The following is a 24,734-nucleotide window of genomic DNA, read 5'->3' as shown; positions in this document are numbered from 1 at the left end:
CCCGGTCACCAACGCCCCACCCCGGGCTCGGGCGGCAGCCTGGCCGAGAAGGCCGCCGGGGGTCCCGAAAACGACAACGCGAAGCCGGGTTGGGCCCGATTGCGGGCGGGACGAATCCGGGCCCGATCGGCCGCGGTACGAAGCCAGGCCCCGACCGGGTCGCAGGCTGTCCGGAGGCGTACCTGGCCGTCATGGCCGCTGGCGCCGGGCAAACGCCCGGGCCGACGGCTTCCGGCTCCACCCGGCGGTGTTCGGTGAATCCGGGTACATTCCAAGGGATTTCGGCGGGCCGGGTGCGAGCTGGTCCGGGTGCGGACGGGAACGAGCCGATGATCGAGGTGCCGCGGCACGAGATCGACGCCAAGTCGATCAGGGAAGTGGACGAGGGGTCGGTGGCCCCGGTGGTCTACCGGGCGCGGCGGCCGGTGCGGCCGGACGGGCCGAACTTCTCGCGGTCCATGGACGGGGTGCTGCTGGCCACCATGCTGCTGCCAGATCCGGCGGCGCTACGGTCGCGGACCTGGTATTTCGCCCATTCGACCGAGCAGACGGTGACCCGCCGGTTCCGGGCGGACGGGATCGAATCCGGCTTCGACCGACACGACAAGGTGGCGGGCTGGCGGGCGGCGTTCTGGTGGACGCTCATCGCCCGTGACGCCGAGGCCATGGCCGAGCTGGTCGACTACCCGATCGACCGGCTGCGCGAGTTCGGCGACGACGCCTTCGACGACTTCCAGTACGAGTGGGTGCGGCTGCTCCAGACCGCGTGGCGGTACGGGCCGAAGAGCGTCTACGAGGCGGCCTGGGCGCTGGACACCACCAGCCGCGTGGGCGCGCAGGGCGTCACCGACCTGCTGTTCCGCCCGGCCGTGGAGGTGTTCATCCGGCTGGCCGACGGCGATTCCGAGGGCTTCGACCGCGAGCTGTCCCACGCGCTGCGGCGGCATCGGGCGTTCTTCGACAACGACGTGTGGCGCAACGATCCCGAGGGCGTGTTCTCGCTGCCGCTGCTGGGCCTGGCCTGCTGGGCCCGGGACCTGGGGTATCGGACGGCCGTCCGCTCGGAGTACCTACCGGCCGGATTCATCGATCGGCCGGATTGGATGTTCTCCCCGGAGCTGGGTGACGAGCTCGCCCGCCTCGCCGCCGCGAAGGCCCGCCTGGCCGAGGCCGACGCCGATCGCGCGTCCTAGACTCGCACCGAATCACCAAGGAACTCGCACCGAATCGTTCAGGTCAACCGTCCAAGTGGTTTGTCCGGTGTTGATCTATGATGCCCGTCACAAATCGGACAATGTATCCAGGGGATTTCCCGGAAAACTGCGGAAAATTCGATCCGGCAGTCGGAACGACCCTTCTGACGTGGCACAATAAGCCCCATGACTGGACTCGGAGTACGACTCGTGGCGCGTCGCCATGTCGACTTCAAGCGTGTCTGCAGCGCGAGCTGTCTGTCCGGAAGCCTCCGGTAGATCGGCTCCCATTCTCCCGGAATCCGGCGTCTCCCTGACGCCGTATAGAGCCGGTTCTCTGATATCGGAGGCGTGAGCCAGCCCCTCCCGCCTGCCCGCAAGACCTTCAGGAGCGACCCCCATGACGTCGAGCACCGACGCCACCAGTTCCGATACGCCGCAGACTGTGCCCGATCCGGCGCAGCCCGTCCGGCGTGAGCGCACGGCCCGCCCGGTGAAGCGCAAGTCGGAGGGCCAGTGGGCGCTCGGCTACCGCGAGCCGCTCAACGCCAACGAGCAGTCCAAGAAGGACGACAACCCGCTCAACGTGCGCGCCCGCATCGAGAACATCTACTCGAAGCAGGGTTTCGACTCGATCGACAAGAGCGACCTGCGCGGCCGCATGCGCTGGTGGGGTCTCTACACCCAGCGTGAGCAGGGCTACGACGGAACCTACACCGGCGACGAGAACATCGACCTGCTCGAGGCCCGCTACTTCATGATGCGGGTGCGGTGCGACGCGGGCGCGCTGAACCTCGCCCAGCTGCGCACCCTCGCGGGCATCTCCACCGAGTTCGGCCGCGACACCGCCGACCTGTCCGACCGCGAGAACGTCCAGTACCACTGGATCGAGATCGAGAACGTGCCGGAGATCTGGCGTCGCCTCGAAGCGGTCGGCCTGCAGACCACCGAGGCGTGCGGCGACTGCCCGCGTGTCGTGCTGGGCTCGCCGCTGGCCGGTGAGTCGCTCACCGAGATCCTCGACCCGACCCCGGCCATCGACGAGATCGTCGAGCGCTACATCGGCAAGAAGGAATACTCCAACCTGCCGCGCAAGTTCAAGACCGCCATCTCCGGCCAGCAGGACGTGGTGCACGAGATCAACGACGTCGCCTTCGTCGGCGTCGTGCACCCCGAGCACGGGCCCGGCCTGGACCTGTGGGTCGGCGGCGGCCTGTCCACCAACCCGATGCTGGCCCAGCGCCTCGGCGCGTGGGTGCCGCTCGACGAGGTTCCGGACGTGTGGGAAGCGGTCGTCTCGCTGTTCCGCGACTACGGTTACCGCCGCCTGCGCACCAAGGCCCGCCTCAAGTTCCTGGTCAAGGACTGGGGTGTGGAGAAGTTCCGTCAGGTGCTCGAGGACGAGTACCTGAAGCGCAAGCTGATCGACGGCCCCGCGCCGGTGCAGCCGGAGCGCCCGATCGACCACATCGGTGTGCAGAAGCTGCGCAACGGCCTCAACGCCATCGGCTTCTCCCCCATCGCCGGTCGCGTGTCGGGCACCATCCTGACCCAGGTCGCCGACGCCGTCGAGGCGGTCGGTTCGGACCGGGTGCGCTTCACCCCCTATCAGAAGCTCATCGTCCTCGACGTCCCCGACGACAAGGTCGAGCAGCTGATCGACGCGCTGGAACCGCTCGGCCTGCACGGCCGTCCGTCCATCTGGCGGCGAAACCTGCTGGCGTGCAGCGGCATCGAGTTCTGCAAGCTGTCGTTCACCGAGACCCGCAAGCGCTCGCAGGTGCTGGCTCCCGAGCTGGAGCAGCGGCTCGCGGACATCAACGCGCAGCTCGACGTGCCGATCACGATCAATATCAACGGCTGCCCCAACTCCTGCGGCCGCTCCCAGATCGCCGACATCGGCTTCAAGGGCCAGCTCGTCGACGACGGTGACGGGAATCAGATCGAGGGCTTCCAGGTTCACCTCGGAGGCAGCCTGGGACTCGACTCCGGCTTCGGCCGGAAGTTGCGCCAGCACAAGGTCACCAGCGAGGAACTGGGCGACTACATCGAGCGCGTGGTGCGCAACTTCGTCAAGAACCGTGACGAGGGTGAGCGTTTCGCGGTGTGGGCTGTCCGTGCCGATGAGGCAGACCTGCGGTAGTTGGGAGAGACATCAATGACCACAACGAAACTCGCCGAGTCCGAGCTGCGCGCCCTGGTCGACAAGGGCAACGCCGAGCTGGGTCCGAACGCGACCGCGCAGGAACTGCTGCAGTGGACCGAGGACACCTTCGGCTCCAACTACATCGTCGCGTCGAACATGCAGGACGCCGTCCTGGTGCAGCTGGCCTCGCAGGTCCGCTCCGGCGTGGACGTGCTGTTCCTCGACACCGGCTACCACTTCGCCGAGACCATCGGCACCCGTGACGCGGTCGAGCTGGTGTACGGCGTGAACATCGTGAACGTGCAGCCGGAAACCACTGTCGCCGAACAGGATCAGCTCCTCGGCAAGGACCTGTTCGCGCGCGACGCCGCCGAATGCTGCCGCCTGCGCAAGGTGGTCCCCCTGAAGAAGTCCCTCGTCGGATACAACGCCTGGGTGACCGGCATCCGTCGAGTGGAGGCGCCGACTCGCGCCAACGCACCCCTCATCTCCTACGACGAGGGCTTCGGCCTGGTGAAGATCAATCCGATCGCCGCCTGGTCCGATGACGAGATGGCGGCCTACATCGAGGCCAACGGCATTCTCGTCAATCCCCTTGTGGAAGAGGGCTATCCCTCCATCGGTTGCGCTCCGTGCACGCGGAAGCCGGAACCGGGATCCGACGCGCGATCCGGCCGCTGGGCCGGGCTCGCCAAGACCGAATGCGGGTTGCACGCCTCATGACCTCCATCGAGACTGAATTCGACACCCTGGCCGCGCTCGAATCCGAGTCCATCCACATTTTCCGTGAGGTGGCAGGCGAATTCGAGCGGCCGGTGATCCTCTTCTCCGGCGGCAAGGACTCCACCGTCCTGTTGCACCTGGCGATCAAGGCCTTCTGGCCGGCGCCGCTGCCGTTCGCGCTGCTGCACGTGGACACCGGGCACAACCTGCCCGAGGTCCTCGCGTTCCGCGACAAGATCGTCGAGAAGTACGGCCTGCGACTGCATGTCGCCTCGGTCGAGGACTACCTCGCCGACGGCCGCCTGACCGAGCGCCCCGACGGCATCCGCAACCCGCTGCAGACCGTCCCGCTGCTGGACGCCATCAACGAGAACCGCTTCGACGCGGTCTTCGGCGGCGGCCGCCGCGACGAGGAGCGCTCGCGCGCCAAGGAGCGCATCTTCTCGCTGCGCGACGCCTTCGGCCGCTGGGACCCCAAGCGCCAGCGTCCCGAGCTGTGGAACCTGTACAACGGCCGCCACGCTCCGGGCGAGCATGTGCGCGTGTTCCCCATCTCCAACTGGACCGAGCTCGACATCTGGCGCTACATCGCCCGCGAGGACGTGGAGCTGGCCAGCATCTACTACGCCCACGAGCGCCCGGTGTACCAGCGCGACGGCATGTGGATGACCCCCGGCGTGTGGGGCGGCCCGGCCGAGGGCGAGGAGCTGCTGGTCAAGTCGGTGCGCTACCGCACCGTCGGCGACGGATCCACCACCGGCGCCATCATTTCCGACGCCGCCGACAATGACGCGATCCTCGCCGAGGTCGCCGCGTCCCGGCTCACCGAACGTGGCGCGACCCGCGGCGACGACCGTGTCTCCGAGGCCGCCATGGAAGACCGCAAGCGAGAGGGTTACTTCTGATGTCCGACCTGTTGAGACTGGCCACCGCCGGATCGGTCGACGACGGCAAGTCCACCCTGGTCGGCCGGCTGCTGTACGACACCAAGTCGGTGCTCGCGGACCAGATCGACGCCGTCACCCGCGCGTCGGTCGACAAGGGTCTGTCGACTCCGGACCTGTCGCTGCTGGTGGACGGCCTGCGCGCCGAGCGCGAGCAGGGCATCACCATCGACGTGGCCTACCGCTACTTCGCCACGCCCCAGCGGTCTTTCGTGCTCGCCGACACCCCGGGCCACGTCCAGTACACCCGCAACACGGTGTCGGGCGCGTCGACGGCGCAGCTGGTGATCCTGCTGGTCGACGCCCGCAAGGGTGTCATCGAGCAGACCCGCCGCCACGCCGCCGTCATGGCGCTGCTGGGCGTGCCGAAGCTGGTGCTGGCCGTCAACAAGATCGACTTGGTGGACGATCCGGCCGGCGTCTTCGAGAAGATCACCTCCGAATTCGGTGAGCTGACCGCCAAACTCGGCTGGGCTCCCGAGGACATCCAGGAGATCCCGGTCTCGGCGCTGCACGGCGACAATGTCGCCTCGCGCTCGGAGAACACCCCGTACTACACCGGTCCCTCGCTCATCGAGCACCTGGAGTCGGTGCCGGTGGACGCGGACGTGCACGGCCGCCACGAGATCGGGCTGCGCTTCCCGGTGCAGTACGTGATCCGGCCCCGCACCGCCGAATACCCCGACTACCGTGGCTACGCGGGTCAGGTCGCGGCGGGCCTGGTGTCCAAGGGCGACGAGGTCGTGGTGCTGCCCTCCGGCACCCGCACCACCGTCGAGCGCATCGACACCCCCAATGGTGAACTCGCCTCGGCGCAGCCGGGCCGCAGCGTCACCCTGGTGCTGGCCGACGACGTGGACGTCTCGCGCGGTGACGTGATCGCCGCCGCCGAGGGCGCTCCCGAGCCGATCGACGCCTTCGACGCCACCGTCTGCTGGCTCGGCGACAAGCCGCTGCGCCCGGGCGCGCGCCTGCTGCTCAAGCACGGCACCCGCACCACCCAGGCCATCGTCGGCGCGCTCATCGAGCGATTCGACGAGCAGCACCTGGCCGCCGACCCCAACCCGGAGTCGCTGTCGCTCAACGACATCGGCCGCATCTCGGTGCGCGTGGCCGACCCGATCGTGGCCGACGACTACAGCGTCAACCGCCACACCGGCTCGTTCCTGCTGATCGATCCCGCGGGCGGCAACACCCTGGCCGCGGGCCTGGTCGGCGACGCGCTGACCGCGGTCGAAGTCGGAGCCTGACATGAATCCGCCCGGCAACGGCGCAGTTCCGGCCGTCTCGCCGGGCGGTTCGGCCCCGCACGACACCCTCGGCCCGGCCCAGCGGACCGTGCCCGGCCCGGCCCCGCACACCGGACCCGGTTCGGCGCTCCACACCGTGCCCGGTGCGCCCGGGCCCGCAGCGGATGGTCCGGCATCGCGCATCGCGACCGGTTCGGCGCTGGGCGCCATGTTGACCGTGCGCGGCGGGGCGGCTTCGCCTTTCCGCCTCGAGCACGCGCCCGCGCTGATCGCGGTGGCGCACGGGAGCCGTGACCCTCGCTCGGCCGCGACCATGCGGGACGTGGTGGCGCGGATCGCGGCGCAGCGGCCGGATCTCGATGTGCGGCTGGCGTTCCTGGATCTGAGCACGCCGTCGGTGGATCAGGTCATCGATGCCGTTGCGGCCGCTGGGCATGCGCACGCCGTGGTGGTGCCGTTGCTGCTGGGCAACGCGTTTCACGCGCGGGTGGATCTGCCCGGCCTGCTGGATGCCGCCCGCGACCGGCATCCGCAGCTGCGGCTGACCCAGGCCGAGGTGCTGGGTCCCGATCCGCATCTGATCATCGCCCTGCGCGATCGCATCGCGGCGGCCATGGCCGCGGGCACCGACTTCCGGCCCGCCGCCGTCAGCGACGCCTCGACCGGGCGGCTGCGCCGGACGGCCGGTCCGCGTTGGGGCATCGCCGTCGCCGCCGTCGGCTCGACGTCCGCGATCGCCAACACCCGCACCGGTGACGTGGCGCGACTGCTCACCGCCATGACCGGCTGGGACACCGAAATCTGTTTCGCCACCACGCAACCCACGGTCGACAAGGCCTTCGCCCGCCTGCGGTCACGCGGCGCCGAGCGCATCCTGGTCGCCCCCTGGTTCCTGGCCCCGGGCCTGCTGACCGACCGCCTGCGCGACACGCTACCGCTGGTCCGGCACGCCGAGACGATCGGCGCGCACCCGCTACTGGCCGAAGTGGCGCTGGACCGCTACGCCACCGCCGCCCTGCCGCTCGAACTCACCGCCTGACCGAACCCGCTGTCCCGCACCGTCAGTCGACGGTGATGCCTTTCTGTTTCAACGGGCCTGGTTTCCGGGTTCGGGGAACGGCAGGTACGGGATGAGGGAGTGGGCGAGGTTGGTGATGGTGAGCGATTGCAGCCAGACGCGGCCGGGGCCGGTGAGGGCGGCGAGGAACAGGCCGTCGCCGCCGAAGAGGACGTTGCGGATGCCCTTCATCATGGTGATGTCGAAATCGACCGAGGCGTCGAACAATCCGACGTGGCCGGGGTGGACGCGCAGGGTCTCGCCCGGGGCCAGGTCGTAGGTGATGACCTCGCCGGAGAGCTCCACCCAGGCGTAGCCCTCGCCGCTGAGCCGCTGCAGGGTGAATCCGCTGCCGCCGAAGATGCCCGCGCCCAGGCGCCGCTGGAAGCTCAGGGCCACCCGGACATCGCCTGCGGCGCAGAGGAATCCGTGCCGGTGGACCAGGTATTCGCGGTCCTTTCCGATCTGCACGGGCAGGATCTGGCCGGGGAGTTTCGCCGCGAAGGACACGCTGCCCGACCGGCGGTGCGCGGTGTATTCGGTCATGAACAGGCCCGCCCCGGCCATGGCCCTGCGGACCGCGCCGAAGACGCCGCCGGCCGCGGCGCGGGTGGAGGTGTTGAGGCGGATGCTCTCGGTCATCCACGACAGCTGGCCCGCTTCGGCGACGAGGCTGTCGCCGGGGTCGAGGGCGACCTCGAGCACCGGCATGACCGTCCCCCGGATTCTGGCGTCCATCAGGCTTCCCCTCCTGTGCGCACAACTCACCCCAGTGTGCCCGACATCGACCGTGGCGTGATCGTTGTGGACTTGCCACCACGCCGACGGGATCAGTAAATTAGGATTTCCTTACCTAATAGAAGGCTCGATATGCTCCAGATCAGCGGCACCCGGCAGCACACCGGGACGACGGGCATCCCGCACGATTCCTGGGGCATCACCGCCGCGTACGCGCTGCTGGCCACCGGCACGCTGACCGCCGCCCTCTGGATCGCCGCCCACGTCACCGCGAGCCCGGCCGTCCACCACGGTGGCGTGTTCGTCCACCTCGCCTCGCTGGTGGTGGGATTCGGCGGCGTCCTCACCGCCGACTCGTTCGTACTGCGTTGGGCCGCGGGCCGTCTCGACCTCGCGTCGGCGCTGCGCGCGGTGAGCCGTCTGCACGTCCCCATCTGGCTGGGCCTGGCCGGACTGGTGGCCAGCGGCTGCGTGCTGGAACCCGACCTCTCGTCCACCATGACCCGCACCAAGCTGGCGCTGGTCCTGGCGCTGACGCTCAATGGAATTCAGGCCTACTCGCTCAATCGCAGACTCACCGCGCGCGGTGATGCCCCCCTGACCGCGCGGCTGCTGGCGTGGGGCGCGGCCACCGGGATAGCGTCGCAGGTCTGCTGGTGGGGCGCGACCGCCATCGGCTTCCTCAACGCCCGGCGCTGATCCCCCGCCCGATACGCTGGGCGAATGATCAAGGCTGCGGTATTCGATGTGGGCGAGACGCTGATCGACGAGACACGCATCTGGTGCCGCTGGGCCGACCGGCTCGGCGTGCCCCGCTTCGCGTTCCTCGGCGTCATCGGCGGTATGGCGGCCACCGGACGTCCCCTCACCGACGCCTTCGCCCTGTTCCGGCCCGACCTCGACCTGGACGCCGAACAAGTGGCCTGGGCCGCCGAGGAACCCGCGAGCCTGCGCAACAACTTCGACGCCGACGACCTCTACCCCGACGTGCACCGCGCGTTGCGCGAACTGCGGCGGCGCGGGATCACCGTGATCATCGCGGGAAACCAGCCGCCGCAGGCGAAGTCGGCGATCGAGCGCATGGACCTGCCGGTGGACGCGGTCTACACCTCGGCCGAATGGGAGCTGGAGAAGCCGGATCCCAAGTTCTTCGCCAAGGTCGCCGAGGTGGCGGGGGTCGAGCCCGGCGAGATCTGCTACGTCGGCGACCGCGTCGACAACGATGTGCTGCCGGTACTGGCGGCGGGCATGCGGCCGGTGCTGATCCGCCGCGGGCCGTGGGGCTATCTGACCGCGGAGCTGCCGGACGCGGCCCGGGCGACGGTCATCGACAGCCTCGACGAGCTGCCCGATCTGCTCGCGCCCGCCTGATTTCTCAATACATGACACATCAAGCGTGACGGCCGTTTTCCGCCAGCGGCCGGTCTCCGCGCGGCGTTGACTATGACATGTCAACGAAATCCGCTCTACCGCAAGGAGACACAGTCATGACCCGGTTCGAATCCAAGGTCGTCCTGATCACCGGTGCCACCTCGGGAGTCGGTGCGGCCGTGGCCCGGCGGATCGCCGCCGAGGGCGGGGCCGTCGTGCTCGGCGCGCGCGGCAAGGAAGCCGGCGACCGCATGGCCGAGGAGATCCGCGCCGGCGGCGGACGGGCACTGTTCGTGCCCACCGACGTCACCGTGGACGCCGACGTGGAACGGCTCACCGCCGCGGCGATCACCGAATTCGGCCGCCTGGACGGGGCTTTCAACAACGCGGGCGCGGTCAACGCCCTCGGCCCGGTGCAGGACATCGACGAGGCCGGCTGGCGCGCCGACCTCGAGCTGAACCTGACCGCCGTCTATCACGGCCTGCGCCACCAGGTTCCAGCGCTCGCGGCCACCGGCGGGGGCGCGATCCTCAACAACGCCTCCAACCTGGGGGTGGTCGGGATGGCACAGGTCGCGCCGTATGTGGCCGCCAAACACGGGGTGGTGGGCCTGACCCGCGCCGTCGCCCTGGAAGCAGCGGACCAGTCCATCCGGGTCAATGCCCTGGTCTCGGGCGCGGTCGACACCCCCGCCTTCCGGAATTCCATGGGCGCCACCCCCGAAGGCGAGGCCGCCATCGCCGCCCTGCACCCGCTGGGCCGTATCGCCCGTCCCGACGAGATCGCCGCCTTCTGCGCCTATCTCCTCAGCGACGAGGCGTCGTTCATCACAGGCGCGGCGCTCGCCGTCGACGGCGGCTTCACCGCCCGCTGACCGCAGCGCACGCGACAGGCCCACCACCGCGTCCGGGCACTGGAACGCGTGGTGGGCCGGTCACTCTGGTGTCAAGGCAGCGAAGCCCGCAGATCCCCGCTCCCCTGACACCGGTCCACGAGAGGGATTCCCCTCACTCGACGGGACGAGGCGGGGCGGGCTGGTCGGTCCCGCCCCCGCCTGCGTCACCGTGGGAAGCCGGCGAATGGTGGGACGCCACCGCCCGATCTCCCCCGCCACCCCCACCGGCGCGCGGGACAACGCGCCTGGTGAGAGCCAGACCGAAAGCCAACGCCGCCAACGACGACGATCCGGCGGGCCGTGCCGGACCCCGCGGGCCCGAGGCCCGCGATCGATCCGACGCCCGCGCCGAGCCCTGCCCGAGCGGGCGGGAAGCGCACTGCCGCAAGGGGTCAGTGTTTGCCACCGCCACCACCACCCTTGCCGCCGCCGGCCCCACCGCCGCCGCCCATACCGCCACCGGCTCCGCCGCCCATACCGCCACCGTGGCTGCCGCCGGTCGAAGAACCGCCCGCGCCACCCTTGGACGAGCCGCCGCCCTGGGAACCGCCACCGATCGCGCCGCCCTGAGAGCCGCCGGGTTTCGAGCCGCCGGGAGATGCTGTGCCGCCGCCGGTTCCAGCGCCACCATTGGCCCCGCCGGGCTTCGAACCGCCCTGGTTGGAACCACCGGGGTTCGAGCCACCAGCATTGGAGCCACCGGGGTTGGAACCACCAGGATTGGAACCACCCGGGTTCGAGCCACCAGGATTGGAACCACCAGGGTTCGAGCCACCCGGGTTCGACCCACCAGGATTGGAACCACCAGGGTTCGAGCCACCCGGGTTCGACCCACCAGGATTGGAACCACCAGGGTTCGAGCCACCCACGTTGGAGCCACCGGGGTTGGAACCGCCCGGATTCGAGCCACCGGGATTCGAGCCTCCACCGTCGGAGCCGGGTGAGGCACCACCGGTGTTCGCGCCGGCGGGGTCGCCGGTCGCGCCGCCCCCTGCCGTGGCACCGCCGCCGGATGTCGTACCGCCCGTGGTGGTTCCGCCGGGCGTCGAGGCGCCGGGGGTTCCAGCGCCGCCACCGGTGCCGCCCGTGGCGCCGCCGGGAGTCGTGCCGCCGGGCTGGCCCGAACCCGGCTGGCCCGCACCGGGATCGCTCGCGCCGGGCTGGCCATTACCGGGTTGACCTGCGCCGGGCTGGGTTCCGCCGGGTTGTGTCGTGCCCGGCTGGCCGGTGCCGGGCTGTGTCGTCCCGGGCTGAGTCGTGCCGGGCTGGCCGGCGCCGGGTTGGGTTGTGCCGGGTTGGGTTGTGCCGGGGAGGGTTCCGGACGGCGCGCCGGGGATGCTGACCTTGGGGGTCTGGCCGACGTAGCCGCCGACGGTCCAGCCTGCGAGGACGGGGTTCTGGAAAGGGAGCGGATTGGTGAACTGGGCCGGGTTCGCGTAGGTGACAGCGGGATTGGTCAGGGTCAGGGCGCGGGTCTCGCAGTGGCTGCCGCCGCCGGTGGTGTCGACGGGGCGGCCGTTGTACCAGGTGGAGGTGACCGTCGGGGCCTGCGGCGCGTAGCTGCGCACGGCGGCGACGGTGGCGACGGCGTGGGCGCGGGTGCCCGCCGGGGCGGCGGCGTCGTCGAGCACCATGACGTCCCCGCCGCCGGGGGCCGAGGCGCCGGCGGGCGGGTCGGTGGGTTCGGGGGCGGCCTGCAGTCCGGGCGGCCCGGCGACGGGTCCGCCGAGCACGGTGGCGGCGGACATGGCGAGCGCGGAAGCGACTGCAGCGCCGGAGATCACGGCGGCGCGAGGGGCGTAGCGCCCGATGGCGGAACCGGTATCGACGCTACGAAAGGCGGCGATGGCCGCGCCGACGGCGGCGGTGTGCGCGGGATCGGGCGACATGACGACCGGGCGGCCCAGATCGGACAGCACGCGCGCCACCTCGGGGGGCCGGGCCGCGCCGCCGATCAGCAGCACCCGGTCGATCTCCTCCATGTGCAGCCCGGCCCGGTGCACGACGGACCGGACCAGGCGTAGCGAATTGCGAATGTGCCAGCTGCGCAGCCGGTTCGTGTCGGAGGCGGGCACCACGGCCGACACGGGCTCGGTCGCGCCGGGCGCGATGCTGCGCGCGTACTTGGCCAGCAGCGCGCCCAGCGGCCGCCCGCCGAAGTCGTACGACCGTTCGGCGCGGCCGAGGATGCCGCGCTCCTCCACCTCGGATTCGGTGCGCACCACGGCCAGGTCGAGGCTGTTGCCGCCGAGGTCGTAGACCAGGGTGATCCCGTTCTCGGAGAGGCCGTATTCCTCGTCGAGCCATTCGACGGCGGCGACCGGTTCGGGCATCAGGGTGACGTCCGCCGCGCCGGACCAGTCCAGCGCCCGCCGAATGCGGGTGACGAGTTTGTCCGAATAGCAAGCGGGATACGTGGTTACGGCGGGCGCTTCGGGCGCATGGGATTCGATCAGCCCGTTCACCACCGCCGCGATGAGGTCCGCGGGCGACCAGATACGGCCCCCGATGACCACCGGGTCGGGATCGGCCGTGAGGTCGGCGAAGTCGGTGACCACCGGTGCGAACCGGGGAATCCCCCCGATCTGCGGGCCGCCGGCGCTGTCGAAGGTGACAGCGGTCCGACGAACCCGCACGGCTGGTCGGTTCCTTTCACCGGCCGTGGTGGCCCATACAGAGTTCACTGTACCGATGCTCATGCCAAAGCCAACTGTCATTGCTATCCCGTCAACGCACCGAGACCACGGCCCATCAGGCGTACCAACCATGTGGTCGCGGTCGTTTTCCAAACAGCGCGTTCAGGTTAGCTGGCGTTTGCGGGAATTGAATATCGAATCGGGAGAAAAGATTTCGCGTCCAGTAGCGAAGTTGGCGAATCTACTGGTCAGGAAACCGCCGTAGCAAGATCAAATCCAACGACCCCGCAAAGACAACCGAACAGTCTTTGGCGGTGGCTACACCACAGCGAACATTGAATTCATACCGACCGGTAGGCGAGTAGTGTCCGAAAAACAAAACCGCATCGTCAGTACGGAAGTGCGGATTACCGATCACTGGTCGGTAGCTGACCCCTAATACCCCACGCGGGCCGCCATGCCGTCCGTGATTCACGACGAAATCTTCTCTACTACCGGAGATGTCGCTGCAAGCAAACGCGGTATTACAACTCGCACAACACCATCGGTACAGCGGACTCGACGGCGTCGGCCGGCGTTCACACAGACCTCCGAAATTCGCAGCCGAGGCGATGCCGGATACGTTGCCCGGCACAAAAAGTCGCGACCGACCGCCCGGCGGGCCCGGACATGACGAAGGCCGCCGCACGCACAGGGGTTGCGTGCGGCGGCCTTCCAAGGAACGACGCCGACAGGGGTGGGGTCAGCGACGCACCATCAGGGGCAGCTTGCGCCGGGGCCGGTTGACCGCGCCGCCACGGATGGCGTGCGGCTGCCGCTCACCGACGAGCCGGTCGAAATCGCCCGCGCCGCGGGCGGGCCGGGTCAGACGCCCGGCATTGAAGTCGTCCACCAGCTGGCGCACCGTCTGCTGCGCGCAGGACTTGTTGGTCCCGATGAACCCGGTCGGGCCGCGCTTGATCCAGCCGGTCACGTACGCGCCGGACACCACCGCGCCGCCGGACTCCTCGAGCACCCGTCCGTCCAGGTTCGGGATGATCCCGGCCCGCTCGTCGAACGGCACGCCCGGCAGCGCCACACCGCGGTAACCCACCGAGGTCAGCACCAGTCCGGCGTCGAGGGTCTCGAGGTCCTCGGTCGGAACCGCGTGCACCGCGCCGTTGTCGCCGGTGACGAGCTCGTTGCGCACCACCTCGACCCCGGTCACCCGGTCCACGCCCGCGATGGTCACCGGCGCCGACAGGTATCGGAACACGATCCGCTTGCGCCCGCCCACCGGCCGATCGGCCAAGCCGTGCAACAGCTTCAGCTTGTGCTCGACCTTCTGCGACATGCCCTCGACGATCGGCGGCAGCTCGCCCTCCACCACGATGTCGACATCGGCGCCCAGCAGGCCCACGAATTCCGGCACGGTGAAGGCGGATTCGGCCGGTCCGCGCCGCCCGAGGATCACCACCTCTTCGATATTGCTGCGCCGCAGCGTGTTCAGCGCCCGCTGCGACACGTCGGTGCCGGCCAGCAGTTCCGGATCGGTGGTCAGGATGCGCGCCACGTCCAGCGCCACATTGCCGTTGCCCACGATCACCGCGCGCCGCGCCGACAGGTCGAAGAACCGGCCCGCCTGGTCGGGGTGGCCGTTGTACCAGGCCACGAAGTCGGTGGCGGAGGTGCTGCCGGGCAGCCCCTCGCCCGGGATCCCGAGCTTGCGGTCCGAGGACGCGCCGACGGCGTAGATCACCGCGTGGTGGTGCGCCAGCAGTTCCTCGTGCGAAACGTGCTCGCCCACATTCACGTTCAGATACGAGCCGAAGCCGGGCTGCGCGGAGATCACGTCGAACAGCTCGCCGACCTGGCGGGTCTTGGTGTGGTCGGGCGCGACGCCGAAGCGGGCCAGACCATAGGGCGTGGTCACCTTGTCGAACACGGTCACCGACACGCCGGGCTGGGTGAGCAGCTCGTCGGCGGCGTACATGGCCGAGGGTCCGGAGCCGATGACGGCCACCCGCAGCGGTTCCCGCCCGGGCTTGACCTCGGCCGCGGGAATCGGCATGGCCAGCAGTGGCCGCGGCCGTTCCTGCCGGTAGAAGTCGGCGTTGATCTCGATGAACGGCAGCTGCTCCGCGGTCAGCTTCTTCGACGAGGTGATGGCGTCCACCGGGCAGGCGGTGGCGCACGCCCCGCAGTCCACACAGGCCTGTGGGTCGACGTAGAGCATTTCCGCGGTCAGGAAGTCCGGCTCGTCGGGAGTCGGATGGATGCAGTTGACCGGGCAGGCGTAGACGCACGAGGCGTCGCTGCAACAGGATTGAGTGACAACGTACGGCACTGTACGTCCCCTTCCTACGCGACCTTGCCGGAGCGGATGGGCTCCGAGCGGTAGCGCGACGCCGGGCCGGAAATGCCGAGCAGCTTCCAGACCCGCTTGGAGATCGGGTTCATCAGACCGATCTCGTCGGCGAGGGCGCGCACATCGATGAAGTAGTCGGCGAAGACCCGCTTGGCCTCCTTGGAGCCGTAGAACAGCTCCTTGCGGACGTGCTCCGGGATGTCGAACTCTTGGAAGAACTTCTTCGGCGGGGTCGCGATGGACCGGCCCAGGATGAACATGATGACGGGCATGGCGATCGAGAGGATGAAGCGCTCGGCCACGTTGCGCTCCGGCACGTGGTGCTTGAGGAACTCGTGCGCGAAGGAGATGTGGCGGGCTTCCTCGGCGACGTGGATGCTCATCACGCCGCGCATGATCGGGTGGACTTCCTCGCCCGAGCGCAGGATCTGCTTCTGGATGTGGTCGATCGGCTCCTCGCCGGCGAGCACGGCCATGAAGAACAGGTTCGGGAAGGCGACCGCGACGGGCACGCCGAGCAGGCGCAGCTGGCGGACGAGCGGGCCCATGCCCGGAACGTCCACGCCGATGCGGTTCACCATCTCCTGGAACATCAGGGTGTGGTTGAGTTCCTCGGCCATCTCGTGGGTGCAGTAGCGGAATTCCGCGTCACCGTTGGGCAGCGAGAAGGTGTGGTTGACCATGCCGCTGATCAGGATGGACTCGAACTGCAGGCCGACCTTGGCGATATTGGCCTGGCGGTACTTGCCGACCGCGATCTGCTGCTCCACCGTCAGCGACTGGTACCAGTCGTGGCGGCCCAGCGGGTCCGCGGACTCCGGCAGGATCCAGCGCTCGGGGCGGGCGTTGGAATCGAAGTCCGGGTTGTCCCAGTCGATGTCCTCGTAGGGGTCGAAGTGCTTGTTCACCGACCCTTCCGAGAGCAGCAGCAGCTTGTTGGCGTACTCCTGAGCTTCGGCAACCACGGGGTCGTCAAGGGGGGTCGTGGTCGGAGACATCGTCGTCACCTCTCCAGTCAGTGGCGTTATGTGTACCCAATAGTTACACCAAACTGGAGAGGCGTCAACAACAGTTCGCAAGATGCTTGCACGAGTTAGCACGCCTGCACACGCGGTACCCGGACGAACTCGCGAGTAGCAGGACAAATGATCGCTTCAGAGCGCCGCGGACGCCGTCAGAGCGCGGCCACCCGCGTGACACGCCGGAAGAGTCCGGTCAGCGGATGATGGCGATGGCTGGCCGACTCCTGGGCCAGCAACCTCTGACGCGCAGCGATGGCCGCGCCGTCGGCGATGGTCCGTTCCGGGTCGGAGGACACGACCACGGGACGGGCCAGCTCCTTGGCCAGCACCTGGGCCACCTCGGGCGGTCGCGCGGCCCCGCCGACCACCAGGATCCGATCCACATCGGCCATGGTGACGTCCGCGATCCGGAGGCACTTGTAGACCAGGGCGAGCGATCGGCGAATGTGGCCGGCGCGCAGTTCCCCGGAGTCCGCGTCCGACAGCCCGCGCGGCACCACCGGCGAGCCCGCGGTGCGCCGCAGTGTGCGCCCCACCAGGTCGCCGAAGGCCCGGCCGCCGTAGTCGGCCGAGTGCAGCGGCATGCCGACGATCGGGTTGCTGGGCGCGCCCATGCCGACGCGCAGCAGCGTGACGTCCAGCCCCGCCCCGCCGAGGTCGTAGACCAGCGCCAATCCCGGTGTGAGCGGCCCGCGCTCGGCGGCCAGCCAGGACGCGGCCGCGATCGGCTCGGCCATCAGGGTGGCCCGGTCCAGGCCCACCCCGTCCAGGGCGGTGCGCAGTTCGGCGATCAGAGGGGCGGAGTAACCGGCCGGATGGGTCACCGCGATACCGGTCTGCCCGTGGTCCAGCACACCCGCCGGGGGTTTGCCCAGCACCTCCGCGACCACGCTGTAGGCCACGGTGGCCACCAGATCCGCGGCCGAGAGCGCCCGGTGCCCGACCCGCGCCATCGGCGCGCCGCGCTGGCCGAGATCGGCGAAGTCGGTGATGACGCGGCCGTGCCGGGGAATGCGACCGACGCGGGCGGTCCCGGAACTGTCGAAGGTGAGGGTGGTGCGCCACGTGGCCGGAGGAATGCCTCGACGGCCGGGCGGCAGCTTTCCGGTTCGATCGGCCGCGGTGGAACAGACCGTGTTGACCGTCCCGATACTCAGCCCCACACCGAACGCCATGATCCACCTCGTTCGACGAGTCCATCGGGCCGAGCCTTCGCGCCGGCCGTCGAACTCGACTCGAATTCATGCAACTCCTGCGCCGGATGCTTGCCAACCACCGGACACGCGATTGTCCGCACGTGCGCCGCTGACCGGCGACAACCGTGTTGTCCAGGCAGGCGATCACGAAAACCCGCCGCGCGCATTCCGATCGCGAGATGTTTGCCCGAACTCACCCATTCGCCGGAAACGCGGCAGCCGAGGCCACCCGGTACGCCTGGTCTCCGTACCCACGAGAATCGCCACCCACGAGAATCGCCCCCGCACCGGAGAATCCGGAGCGAGGGCGAATCCGCGTCGATCTGTTCGACTACTTGGTGGCTGTTCGACTACTTGGTGGTCGAGCTGAACAGCGTATTGCTGAGCACCGAGACCACGCTGTAGGCCAGGTTGATCAGGTCCGCACCCAGACCCGAGTCACCGGTGAGCATCTTGGCCAGCGGGCCGAAGAACTTCACCGCCATCTGCACCAGCGAGCTCAGGCCCCCCGCGCCCAGACTGTCGGACTTGGAGTTCTTGTCGGTGCCGGGAGCCTGCGCGCCCGGGGTCGACTGCGTCCCGAGGCCGCCCGGCGCCGCCGAATTCCCCTGACCGCCAGGGGTGCTCGGCGATTGCCGCACCGGTGCGCGCAGATCCGCGATCGCCCGCACCGCCGGGGTGGCGGGCTTGGGCTGCGCGGCCGGCGGCTGAGTTCCGTTCTGCGGCTGGGTGGTTCCCGGCTGCGGCACGGTCCGCTGCTGGATGCCCGGCTGCGGCGGAGTCTGCGCGTGCTGCCAGTTGTTCAGGAACTGATCGGCGAGCTGCTGGAAGACCTGGAGCCCCTCCTCGAGCACCGCCTCTCCCGGCTGCTGTCCCGGATTCTGTTGCGCCGGAGCGGTACCGGGCGTCCCGGGGTTCTGCGCCGGGAGTGCCGGAGTCTGCCCGGGCTGGGCTTGGCTCGTCCCGGGCTGGGCCTGGCTCGTCCCAGGCTGGGCCTGACTCGTCCCCGGCTGGGCCTGACTCGTCCCCGGCTGGGCCGGAGTCGCCGGAGCCGCCGGAGCTGTCGGAGCCGTCGAGTGCGGAGCCTTCGCCGGAATGATGAACGCCGGAACCTGCGGCACTACCGCCACGGGAGCCTGCGGCGCAACGGCTTCGGGAGTCGGCTCCGGGACCGCTGCCGGGGCCTGCGGAGCCACGGCCTCGGGCACGACGGCCGGAGCCTGCGGGGCAGTGGCCTCGGGAACCGGAACCGCGGCCTGCGGGACCAGCGACGTCTCGGGAGCCGGAGCCTGCGCCGGAAGCTGTTGCGCCGGCTGGGTTCCCGGCTCGGCAGCCCGCTCCGCCGGCTTGTCGGTGGCTGCGGGCACCGGCACGCCGAGCAGATAGGACGCGATCCCGGTGGTGATGGTGACCGCGTGCTTGAGCTGTCCCTCCGGGGTTTCCAGCTGCTGGGCGTCCTCGGCGTTGGCGCCGTTGCCCATTTCGAGGAAGACGTCCGGCACCAGGGTCAGCGCGGGACCCGCGACGTCGGAACGGGTTTGGAGTCCCTCGGCGGCGCCGTTGTAGGTGGCGGCCTGGTACCCGCTCTGCAGGTAGGTGTCGCGCATGGCCTTGCTGGCGGCCAGGCCCGCACCGGACTGCACCTCGTTGACCTTGGCGTCGGGGACCGGCAGCTGCGGCACGATGAGATGGAAGCCCTTGCCGTCGGCGGGCCCGCTGTCGGCGTGGATGCTGACGGCGACGTCCGCGCCGGAGTCGTTGGCGGCCTTGGCCCGGTCGTCGATGCAGCCGCCCCAGCCGGTGTCGTCCGGGCGGCTCATGACCACGTGCGCGCCCAGGCCCTCGAGCGAGGTGCGGACCAGCTGCGCGACGTTCCAGGTGATGGTGTGCTCGGCGATGCCGTGCAGCGTGGTCATGCCGGTGGTCTGGCACGCCTTGGTGCCGCCGCGACCGTCACTGACCTGTTTGTTGGTGTCCTGACTGTGATTGGACCCCTGATGGCCCGGGTCCAGGAAGATGGTCTTCCCGGCCAGCTTCTGGGGTAGTTCGGGCAGCGCCGGCGCGGCCAGCGCGGCGACCGGGACTATCCCGGCCACGGTGGTGATGGCCGCCGCGGTGACGACCGTGCAAATTCCGGACTTGGTGATGCTTCGTTTCATAAGCGGCGGCGCTCGGGCGGAGCGCCCCTCCCTTCCCACTAGTAACACCAGACCCAGCAGTTCACTCTTGCAACACCAGTTACTACCTGGCAAGCGTCGTGACGGAACCGTTACCAGTGGTCAAACGACCGAAATGCCCTGATCCGGAGCACTACCGGGCGCAATGGCAAGCGACCACAGCGCCAACTATCCCCCACCCCGCGTGTCCCGCCCGGACGACGCGCCTGAGCGGCTCGACGCAACCCCTCGGCGTCGAACCGCATGGACGAAAACGGCTGATCAGGCCGAGACGATCTGGTCCCCGTCGACCCGAATGCCGCGGGCGTCCAGCGCCCGCGGCGCGGGCCCGCTCGCGACCGATCCGTCCAGATTGAAGGTGCTGCCGTGGCACGGGCATCGGATCAGGCCGCCGGACACCGAATTCACGTTGCAGCCCAGGTGCGTACAGACCGACGAGAAGCCCAGGAACGACCCCGCGGACGGCTGGGTGATGACGGTCCCGCCGGTGATCAGACCCCCGCCGACCGGCACGTCGGAGGTATTGGCCAGTACGTCCAGTTTCTTCGCGGGTCTCGCGTCCGGCCCGCCCGGCTCGGCTTTGGGCGCCGCGGAGGCGGGCCCGTCGGATGTGGTGCCGCAACCCACCACGGCGAGCGCGGCGGCGGCGACGGCGGTGGTGGCCAGCGCGGTGCGGCGGTCCAGGCGGAATCCGCCGGGGCCGGCGGTGGTGTCGGTCATCGGAAACTCCTCGCTCGGGGCCGGACCGATGCGATTCGGCCGCTGCTTGTTCGACGTATGGGAGGGGTCGGTTGGTTCACCGGCTCACGCGCTGAGCGGTACGCGCCGCAGGGATCGCAGCGCGTAGTGCACCCGGGTCTTCACGGTGCCGACCGGAATGCCCAGGTCGGCGGCCACATCTTGGTAGGCGCGGTCGCACAGGATGACCTGGACGACGGCGTCGCGCTGCGGGGCGGGCAGCTGCGCGAGCAGGTCGGCGACCAGCAGACCGTCGGTCAGGGCTTCGCTGAAGTCGGGCCGGGCGCATCGGTTCTCGGCCTGTTCGCCGATCTCGTCCCAGCAGGTGTCACCGGGGCGCGCGGCGCGGAAGCGGGCGATGTCGGTGAGCACGTTGCGCTCGATGGTCAGCAGCCAGGTGCGCACGCTGCCCCGGTCGGGGTCATAGCTGGCGCAGGCCCGCCACGCCCGCAGCAGGGTCTCCTGCACGGCGTGTTCGGCCAGACCCGGATCGCCGAGGCGACTCATGGCCCGCCAGTGCAGCAGGCCGCGATCGGCGGCGAGGACAGCCGCCAGTCCGGAGTCGGTACACAGCCGGGCGCACTGTCCGGCGCATCCGGTCATGACCGGGCGAAGTCTTCCCATGACTGAATATCGCGCTGGAGGCCGAAAGAGCATCGCATGTTTGTGAATTCCCCGAAATCGCCCGATTTCCCGAAAACAGACCGGAATTTCTGATAAACCCCTCCCGGGAGATGCGGGGATCGCCCGAACACCGTACGACGGGAACCGTGCGGTGCAGTGAACTGCTCAGGGAGGAACATCGTGCGTGCAGGCGCGCTCGTAGCGACGGGAGCATTCGCTTCCGCGCTGACAATGGCGGCGTCGGGAATTGCGGCGGCCGAACCGGCCACCGATATCACCGTCGACGGCACCTATTTGGTCAATGTGGATATCAAGCCGGGCACCTATATCGGCGACGGGACGATGGACCCGGCCCCCGCGGGCTGCTTCTGGCGGCGGCTGTGGAAGGTCCAGACCCCCGAGGACTACGCGGACCCGAACTTCTACATCATCGCCAGCGACTTCACCCGGCTGCGGTCGATCACGGTGGAGATCAAGGCGACCGACGTGGCCTTCTCGACGCAGAACTGCGGGGCCTGGCACCTGACGCCCGCACGGCCCAACACCGGGTCGTTCGGATAGTCGGGCCCGCGCTCGTGCCGGGTATCGGCTCGTCCCGGTACCCCGCACGGGCGCGGCCGGATCACTAGGGTGAGCGCATGACCAGGCAGAGGATTCTCATCACCGGCGCGAGCTCCGGACTCGGCGCGGGGATGGCCCGCGCGTTCGCGAGCCGCGGGCGCGATCTGGCGCTGTGCGCCCGGCGGGTCTCGAATCTGGAGGCGCTGCGCGCGGAGCTGCTGGCCGCGCACCCGGGCATCACGGTCGCGGTGCGCGGCCTGGACGTGGACGACCACGCGGCCGTCCCGAAGGTGTTCGAGGAGTTGCGCGAGGAGCTCGGCGGGCTGGACCGGATCATCGTCAATGCCGGGATCGGCAAGGGCGCGCGCCTGGGCACCGGCCGCGCCGACGCCAATCTGGCCACCGCCACCACGAACTTCGTGAGCGCCCTGGCCCAGGCCGAGGCCGCCATGGGTATCTTCCGCCGCGAGCACGCCGGTCACCTGGTGCTCATCTCATCGATGAGCGCGGTGCGCGGGCTGCCCGGCAAGAAGGCGGCCTACGCGGCCAGCAAGGCGGGCGTGACCGCGCTGGGCGAGGGGCTGGCCATCGAGCTGCGCGGCACCCCGATCAAGGTCACCACGGTGCAGCCGGGATTCATCGCCACCGACATGTCCGCCAAGGCCGGGGACGCGAAACTGGTTGTGCCGCTGGAGAAGGGCGTGCGATCGATGGTCGCCGCCATCGAGCGCGAGACCGTGCGCGCCTCGGTCCCCGAATGGCCGTGGCGGGTGCTGGGTCTGGTGATGCCGGTGCTGCCGCGCGCGATCATGGCCCGGATGGGCTGACGCCGGGTTCCTGGCCGGGAATGCCGATCGAAGGTCGTGACCCGGCCGCTAGCATCGCGGCCATGGCGAAATTCACCACCTGGGACGGGCTCGAACTCAACTACCGCGTGTGGGAGGGCGAGGGCGTCCCGGTGGTGTTGCAGCACGGCATCGTCGCCGACACCAATGCCAACTGGATGAGCCTGGGCGTGGTCGCGGCGCTGGAACAGGCGGGCCACCACGTGATCTCGCTGGACGCGCGCGGCCACGGGCGCTCGGACAAGCCGCACGACCCGGCCCGCTACTCGTGGCAGGCCATGGCCGACGATATGCGCGCGCTGTTCGACCACCTGGGCCTGGATCGGGTCGCGGTGGTCGGCTACTCGATGGGCGGGATCATCTCGCTGCTGGTGGCGAGCGCCGACGAGCGGGTGGAGCGGCTCGCGATCGGCGGTATCGGGTCGGGCGTGGTGGATTGCGGCGGCATCGACTGGCGGGTGATCGCGGCGCAGGACATCGTCTCCGCCATGTCCGGCGACGCCACGGCGGTCACGGGGCTGCCCAGCATGTTCCGCCTGCTGGCCGACGCGCTGGGCGCGGACCGCGAGGCCATCGCCGCCGTGGCGACCGCCCTGAACGAGGCCCCGATCGAATCCCTCACCGGCATCACCGTTCCGGCCCTGGTGCTGGCGGGCGACGCCGACCCGCTGGCCGCCGAACCCGAGCGCCTGGCCGCCGCCCTTCCCCACGCGGAGTGCGTGGTGGTCAAGGGCGACCACCTCGCCGCCGTCGCCGACCCGGCGTTCTCGAAGGCCCTGGTCGACTTCCTGAGCTGACTCGACTTCCTGAGCTGACAACGGCCGCGGGCTTATGGGGTTTCAGGGGTTCCCCCGCGCGTCCACGAGAGTTGGTCAATGCTGCCTGCGGTGCGGCACGAACTCCAGGGAGAGCAGTGCCAGCGCCGCGATCAGCACCTCACGCCACCGGATCAGCACGTACCGCTGATCGCCGAAAGCGTTGAACTTGCGCAGGAATCGGTACAGCGATTCCAGCCGGATCAGCGGATCCCCCAGGCGCACCGCGAGATACACCGCCTGCATGGTCCGCGACCGGTGCTTGTCGGCGAAGATCTCCGGAAACGCCGCGAACGCCAGCGAGATTCGCTTGATCCCATGGTCGCGCGCGTAGTCCACCAGGTCCACGATCATGCGTTCGTCGAGTCCGTTGGGTGCGTCGCGCCGCCGCCACGGCACGTCCAGGCTGAGGTCTTGGCCGTTGCCGGAGGTCCCGTAGCGCTGGAACCCGACCACCTGTCCGTCGGCGTCGCGGGCCATCACCACCAGCATGCCGGGGTGCCGTCCGTCGAGCAGGTGGTCGAGGATCATGGAGAAGCCACGCGTCTGCCGCCCGGTCCCCCATTCGTCGACGATGGACAGCAGGGTTCGGCGCTGCGGTTCGGTGAGCGCGACCTCGGGCAGGATCTCGGTCGTGACGCCGTAGTTCTTGGTGCGGCTCACGGCCTGGCGCAGATTGCGGAACTTACGACCCACCAGGTCGTAGCGGTCGACGTCGATGACCACGTCGCGGCCCACGGAGATGGCGCGCAGCCCGCGGTGGTCGACGGCCCGCCGCTGCCACAGCTCACTGACCTCGGGACTCGCCCCGAGCACCGCGATGCGCCAGCCGTGGCTGCCCGCGAACAGCGAGAACTCGGTGAGCAGGTCCGGGAACCGCGCGGGGTCGCCGAGCGGGTCGCCGGAGACGACGGCGATGCCGAGCCGGGCCCGGTAGGCCAGCGCCGCGGAGCCCCCGTCGCCGAAGAAGTAGGTCTTGGACGAGTGCAGCGCGAACGGCGCGAGCGGATCCCCTGAGCTGCGCCGAACCAGTTCCGCCACCCGGGGCAGCTGTTCGGGTTGCGGCTTGCTGCCCTGTGGCAGCACCAGGATCGCGCCGCTGACCGCGAGGAACACGAATCCGATCCCGGGGTGCTCGGTGCGGTAGGCGAAGTTGGAGACGACCAGGGTCATGGCCGCGCCGGTGAGGTGGGGCAGCGTGATGGGCCGGCGCAGGTAGAGCCCGCGCGCCACGAACAGCCCGGCGACCGAGACGGCGATGAACCAGCCGTGGTCGTCGCCTTCGCGGGAGGCGCGTTCGGCGGCCCAGACCAGGATGACGCTGCCCAGGACCAGGGCGCCCATCAGCCCGACGCGGGTGCTGGGCCCGGCGACGAAGGTGGTTTCCCGGTATGCGGTCAGCGTCGGATTCGGTACGCGTTCCTCACGCATCTGGACCCCTTTTCTCCCGCGTCT

Annotated in this window: 21 protein-coding genes; 12 read left to right on the top strand and 9 right to left on the bottom strand. The window is 69.7% G+C overall.

The window, feature by feature from the left end; genetic code table 11:
* Window positions 1-329: 329 nt before the first annotated feature.
* The 6 genes from ACFRAQ_RS06635 to ACFRAQ_RS06610 all read left to right on the top strand — a co-directional run bounded on the left by ACFRAQ_RS06635 (window position 330) and on the right by ACFRAQ_RS06610 (window position 7,295).
* Window positions 330-1,193 (top strand): immunity 49 family protein, encoded by an 864-nt coding sequence (locus ACFRAQ_RS06635; protein ID WP_379094929.1) that lies wholly within the window; start codon window positions 330-332, stop codon window positions 1,191-1,193.
* A 400-nt stretch (window positions 1,194-1,593) separates the two neighbouring features.
* Window positions 1,594-3,336: a nitrite/sulfite reductase gene (locus ACFRAQ_RS06630; protein ID WP_379094927.1), complete on the top strand. Its 1,743-nt coding sequence runs from the start codon at window positions 1,594-1,596 to the stop codon at window positions 3,334-3,336.
* 15 nt (window positions 3,337-3,351) lie between these two features.
* On the top strand, window positions 3,352-4,062 hold the full coding sequence (locus ACFRAQ_RS06625; protein WP_379094924.1) for a phosphoadenylyl-sulfate reductase: 711 nt from the start codon (window positions 3,352-3,354) through the stop codon (window positions 4,060-4,062).
* Window positions 4,041-4,967 carry a sulfate adenylyltransferase subunit CysD gene (gene cysD / locus ACFRAQ_RS06620; protein ID WP_379094921.1) on the top strand — a complete coding sequence of 309 codons (927 nt, stop codon included), beginning with the start codon at window positions 4,041-4,043 and terminating at the stop codon, window positions 4,965-4,967. The genes ACFRAQ_RS06625 and cysD overlap by 22 nt, the downstream gene beginning before the upstream one ends.
* Entirely contained in the window at window positions 4,967-6,256 is a 1,290-nt protein-coding gene (locus ACFRAQ_RS06615) for a GTP-binding protein (RefSeq protein WP_357086251.1), read from the top strand. Before cysD ends, ACFRAQ_RS06615 begins: the two co-directional genes overlap by 1 nt.
* Before the next feature lie 208 nt (window positions 6,257-6,464).
* Complete coding sequence (locus ACFRAQ_RS06610; protein ID WP_379095861.1) at window positions 6,465-7,295, top strand: sirohydrochlorin chelatase; 831 nt, start codon at window positions 6,465-6,467, stop codon at window positions 7,293-7,295.
* Between the two features lie 48 nt (window positions 7,296-7,343).
* On the opposite strand, the gene ACFRAQ_RS06605 is transcribed toward ACFRAQ_RS06610, so the two are convergent.
* Entirely contained in the window at window positions 7,344-8,051 is a 708-nt protein-coding gene (locus ACFRAQ_RS06605; RefSeq protein ID WP_379094918.1) for a TIGR00266 family protein, read from the bottom strand.
* Window positions 8,052-8,183: 132 nt separating this feature from the next.
* Between ACFRAQ_RS06605 and ACFRAQ_RS06600 the strand changes: the two genes are divergently transcribed.
* The 3 genes from ACFRAQ_RS06600 (at window position 8,184) to ACFRAQ_RS06590 (ending at window position 10,297) form a co-directional block, all read left to right on the top strand.
* Window positions 8,184-8,750 carry a hypothetical protein gene (locus ACFRAQ_RS06600; protein WP_379094915.1) on the top strand — a complete coding sequence of 189 codons (567 nt, stop codon included), beginning with the start codon at window positions 8,184-8,186 and terminating at the stop codon, window positions 8,748-8,750.
* Window positions 8,751-8,774: 24 nt separating this feature from the next.
* Entirely contained in the window at window positions 8,775-9,422 is a 648-nt protein-coding gene (locus tag ACFRAQ_RS06595) for an HAD family hydrolase (RefSeq protein ID WP_379094913.1), read from the top strand.
* Between the two features lie 116 nt (window positions 9,423-9,538).
* Window positions 9,539-10,297: an SDR family NAD(P)-dependent oxidoreductase gene (locus tag ACFRAQ_RS06590; protein ID WP_379094910.1), complete on the top strand. Its 759-nt coding sequence runs from the start codon at window positions 9,539-9,541 to the stop codon at window positions 10,295-10,297.
* A 413-nt stretch (window positions 10,298-10,710) separates the two neighbouring features.
* Here the strand turns inward: ACFRAQ_RS06590 and ACFRAQ_RS06585 are convergent, their stop codons facing one another.
* The 7 genes from ACFRAQ_RS06585 to ACFRAQ_RS06555 form a co-directional block, all read right to left on the bottom strand.
* Window positions 10,711-12,954, bottom strand: a complete 2,244-nt coding sequence (locus tag ACFRAQ_RS06585) for an Hsp70 family protein (protein ID WP_379094907.1) — start codon at window positions 12,952-12,954, stop codon at window positions 10,711-10,713.
* Between the two features lie 742 nt (window positions 12,955-13,696).
* Entirely contained in the window at window positions 13,697-15,280 is a 1,584-nt protein-coding gene (locus tag ACFRAQ_RS06580) for an FAD-dependent oxidoreductase (RefSeq protein ID WP_379094904.1), read from the bottom strand.
* A gap of 14 nt (window positions 15,281-15,294) precedes the next feature.
* Window positions 15,295-16,299, bottom strand: coding sequence for a diiron oxygenase (locus ACFRAQ_RS06575; protein ID WP_379094902.1), 1,005 nt, complete (start codon window positions 16,297-16,299; stop codon window positions 15,295-15,297).
* Window positions 16,300-16,475: 176 nt separating this feature from the next.
* Window positions 16,476-17,498, bottom strand: coding sequence for an Hsp70 family protein (locus ACFRAQ_RS06570; protein ID WP_379094899.1), 1,023 nt, complete (start codon window positions 17,496-17,498; stop codon window positions 16,476-16,478).
* A gap of 371 nt (window positions 17,499-17,869) precedes the next feature.
* Complete coding sequence (locus ACFRAQ_RS06565) at window positions 17,870-19,678, bottom strand: N-acetylmuramoyl-L-alanine amidase (protein ID WP_379094896.1); 1,809 nt, start codon at window positions 19,676-19,678, stop codon at window positions 17,870-17,872.
* Window positions 19,679-19,957: 279 nt separating this feature from the next.
* Window positions 19,958-20,416 (bottom strand): ubiquinol-cytochrome c reductase iron-sulfur subunit, encoded by a 459-nt coding sequence (locus tag ACFRAQ_RS06560; protein ID WP_379094893.1) that lies wholly within the window; start codon window positions 20,414-20,416, stop codon window positions 19,958-19,960.
* 84 nt (window positions 20,417-20,500) lie between these two features.
* A complete protein-coding gene (locus ACFRAQ_RS06555; RefSeq protein WP_379094890.1) occupies window positions 20,501-21,058 on the bottom strand; it encodes a sigma-70 family RNA polymerase sigma factor in 558 nt (185 codons plus the stop codon).
* Window positions 21,059-21,238: 180 nt separating this feature from the next.
* Here ACFRAQ_RS06555 and ACFRAQ_RS06550 point away from each other — a divergent pair, with 180 nt between their 5' ends.
* The 3 genes from ACFRAQ_RS06550 (at window position 21,239) to ACFRAQ_RS06540 (ending at window position 23,261) form a co-directional block, all read left to right on the top strand.
* Entirely contained in the window at window positions 21,239-21,619 is a 381-nt protein-coding gene (locus ACFRAQ_RS06550) for a hypothetical protein (protein ID WP_379094887.1), read from the top strand.
* Window positions 21,620-21,696: 77 nt separating this feature from the next.
* Window positions 21,697-22,446: an SDR family oxidoreductase gene (locus tag ACFRAQ_RS06545; RefSeq protein WP_379094884.1), complete on the top strand. Its 750-nt coding sequence runs from the start codon at window positions 21,697-21,699 to the stop codon at window positions 22,444-22,446.
* A 62-nt stretch (window positions 22,447-22,508) separates the two neighbouring features.
* Window positions 22,509-23,261: an alpha/beta fold hydrolase gene (locus tag ACFRAQ_RS06540; RefSeq protein ID WP_379094881.1), complete on the top strand. Its 753-nt coding sequence runs from the start codon at window positions 22,509-22,511 to the stop codon at window positions 23,259-23,261.
* A 75-nt stretch (window positions 23,262-23,336) separates the two neighbouring features.
* Here ACFRAQ_RS06540 and ACFRAQ_RS06535 read toward each other — a convergent pair whose 3' ends face one another.
* The gene (locus ACFRAQ_RS06535) at window positions 23,337-24,710 is read right to left on the bottom strand and encodes a bifunctional lysylphosphatidylglycerol flippase/synthetase MprF (protein ID WP_379094878.1); all 1,374 of its coding nucleotides are present in this window, start codon (window positions 24,708-24,710) and stop codon (window positions 23,337-23,339) included.
* Between the last annotated feature and the right edge of the window lie 24 nt (window positions 24,711-24,734).

Source organism: Nocardia sp. NPDC056611, from assembly GCF_042792755.1.
In the GTDB taxonomy this organism is placed as follows: domain Bacteria; phylum Actinomycetota; class Actinomycetes; order Mycobacteriales; family Mycobacteriaceae; genus Nocardia.
The sequence above is the reverse complement of the archived record's forward strand: the minus strand, read 5'-3'. Positions and strand labels throughout refer to the sequence as shown.

What these genes read in the sequence shown, in the direction of transcription:
- ACFRAQ_RS06635 (WP_379094929.1), top strand. Translation starts at nt 330, where the DNA reads ATGATCGAGGTGCCGCGGCACGAGATCGACGCCAAGTCGATCAGGGAA.
- ACFRAQ_RS06630 (WP_379094927.1), top strand. Translation starts at nt 1,594, where the DNA reads ATGACGTCGAGCACCGACGCCACCAGTTCCGATACGCCGCAGACTGTG.
- ACFRAQ_RS06625 (WP_379094924.1), top strand. Translation starts at nt 3,352, where the DNA reads ATGACCACAACGAAACTCGCCGAGTCCGAGCTGCGCGCCCTGGTCGAC.
- cysD (WP_379094921.1), top strand. Translation starts at nt 4,041, where the DNA reads ATGCGGGTTGCACGCCTCATGACCTCCATCGAGACTGAATTCGACACC.
- ACFRAQ_RS06615 (WP_357086251.1), top strand. Translation starts at nt 4,967, where the DNA reads ATGTCCGACCTGTTGAGACTGGCCACCGCCGGATCGGTCGACGACGGC.
- ACFRAQ_RS06610 (WP_379095861.1), top strand. Translation starts at nt 6,465, where the DNA reads ATGTTGACCGTGCGCGGCGGGGCGGCTTCGCCTTTCCGCCTCGAGCAC.
- ACFRAQ_RS06605 (WP_379094918.1), bottom strand. Translation starts at nt 8,051, where the DNA reads ATGGACGCCAGAATCCGGGGGACGGTCATGCCGGTGCTCGAGGTCGCC.
- ACFRAQ_RS06600 (WP_379094915.1), top strand. Translation starts at nt 8,184, where the DNA reads ATGCTCCAGATCAGCGGCACCCGGCAGCACACCGGGACGACGGGCATC.
- ACFRAQ_RS06595 (WP_379094913.1), top strand. Translation starts at nt 8,775, where the DNA reads ATGATCAAGGCTGCGGTATTCGATGTGGGCGAGACGCTGATCGACGAG.
- ACFRAQ_RS06590 (WP_379094910.1), top strand. Translation starts at nt 9,539, where the DNA reads ATGACCCGGTTCGAATCCAAGGTCGTCCTGATCACCGGTGCCACCTCG.
- ACFRAQ_RS06575 (WP_379094902.1), bottom strand. Translation starts at nt 16,299, where the DNA reads ATGTCTCCGACCACGACCCCCCTTGACGACCCCGTGGTTGCCGAAGCT.
- ACFRAQ_RS06570 (WP_379094899.1), bottom strand. Translation starts at nt 17,498, where the DNA reads ATGGCGTTCGGTGTGGGGCTGAGTATCGGGACGGTCAACACGGTCTGT.
- ACFRAQ_RS06565 (WP_379094896.1), bottom strand. Translation starts at nt 19,678, where the DNA reads ATGAAACGAAGCATCACCAAGTCCGGAATTTGCACGGTCGTCACCGCG.
- ACFRAQ_RS06560 (WP_379094893.1), bottom strand. Translation starts at nt 20,416, where the DNA reads ATGACCGACACCACCGCCGGCCCCGGCGGATTCCGCCTGGACCGCCGC.
- ACFRAQ_RS06555 (WP_379094890.1), bottom strand. Translation starts at nt 21,058, where the DNA reads ATGGGAAGACTTCGCCCGGTCATGACCGGATGCGCCGGACAGTGCGCC.
- ACFRAQ_RS06545 (WP_379094884.1), top strand. Translation starts at nt 21,697, where the DNA reads ATGACCAGGCAGAGGATTCTCATCACCGGCGCGAGCTCCGGACTCGGC.
- ACFRAQ_RS06540 (WP_379094881.1), top strand. Translation starts at nt 22,509, where the DNA reads ATGGCGAAATTCACCACCTGGGACGGGCTCGAACTCAACTACCGCGTG.
- ACFRAQ_RS06535 (WP_379094878.1), bottom strand. Translation starts at nt 24,710, where the DNA reads ATGCGTGAGGAACGCGTACCGAATCCGACGCTGACCGCATACCGGGAA.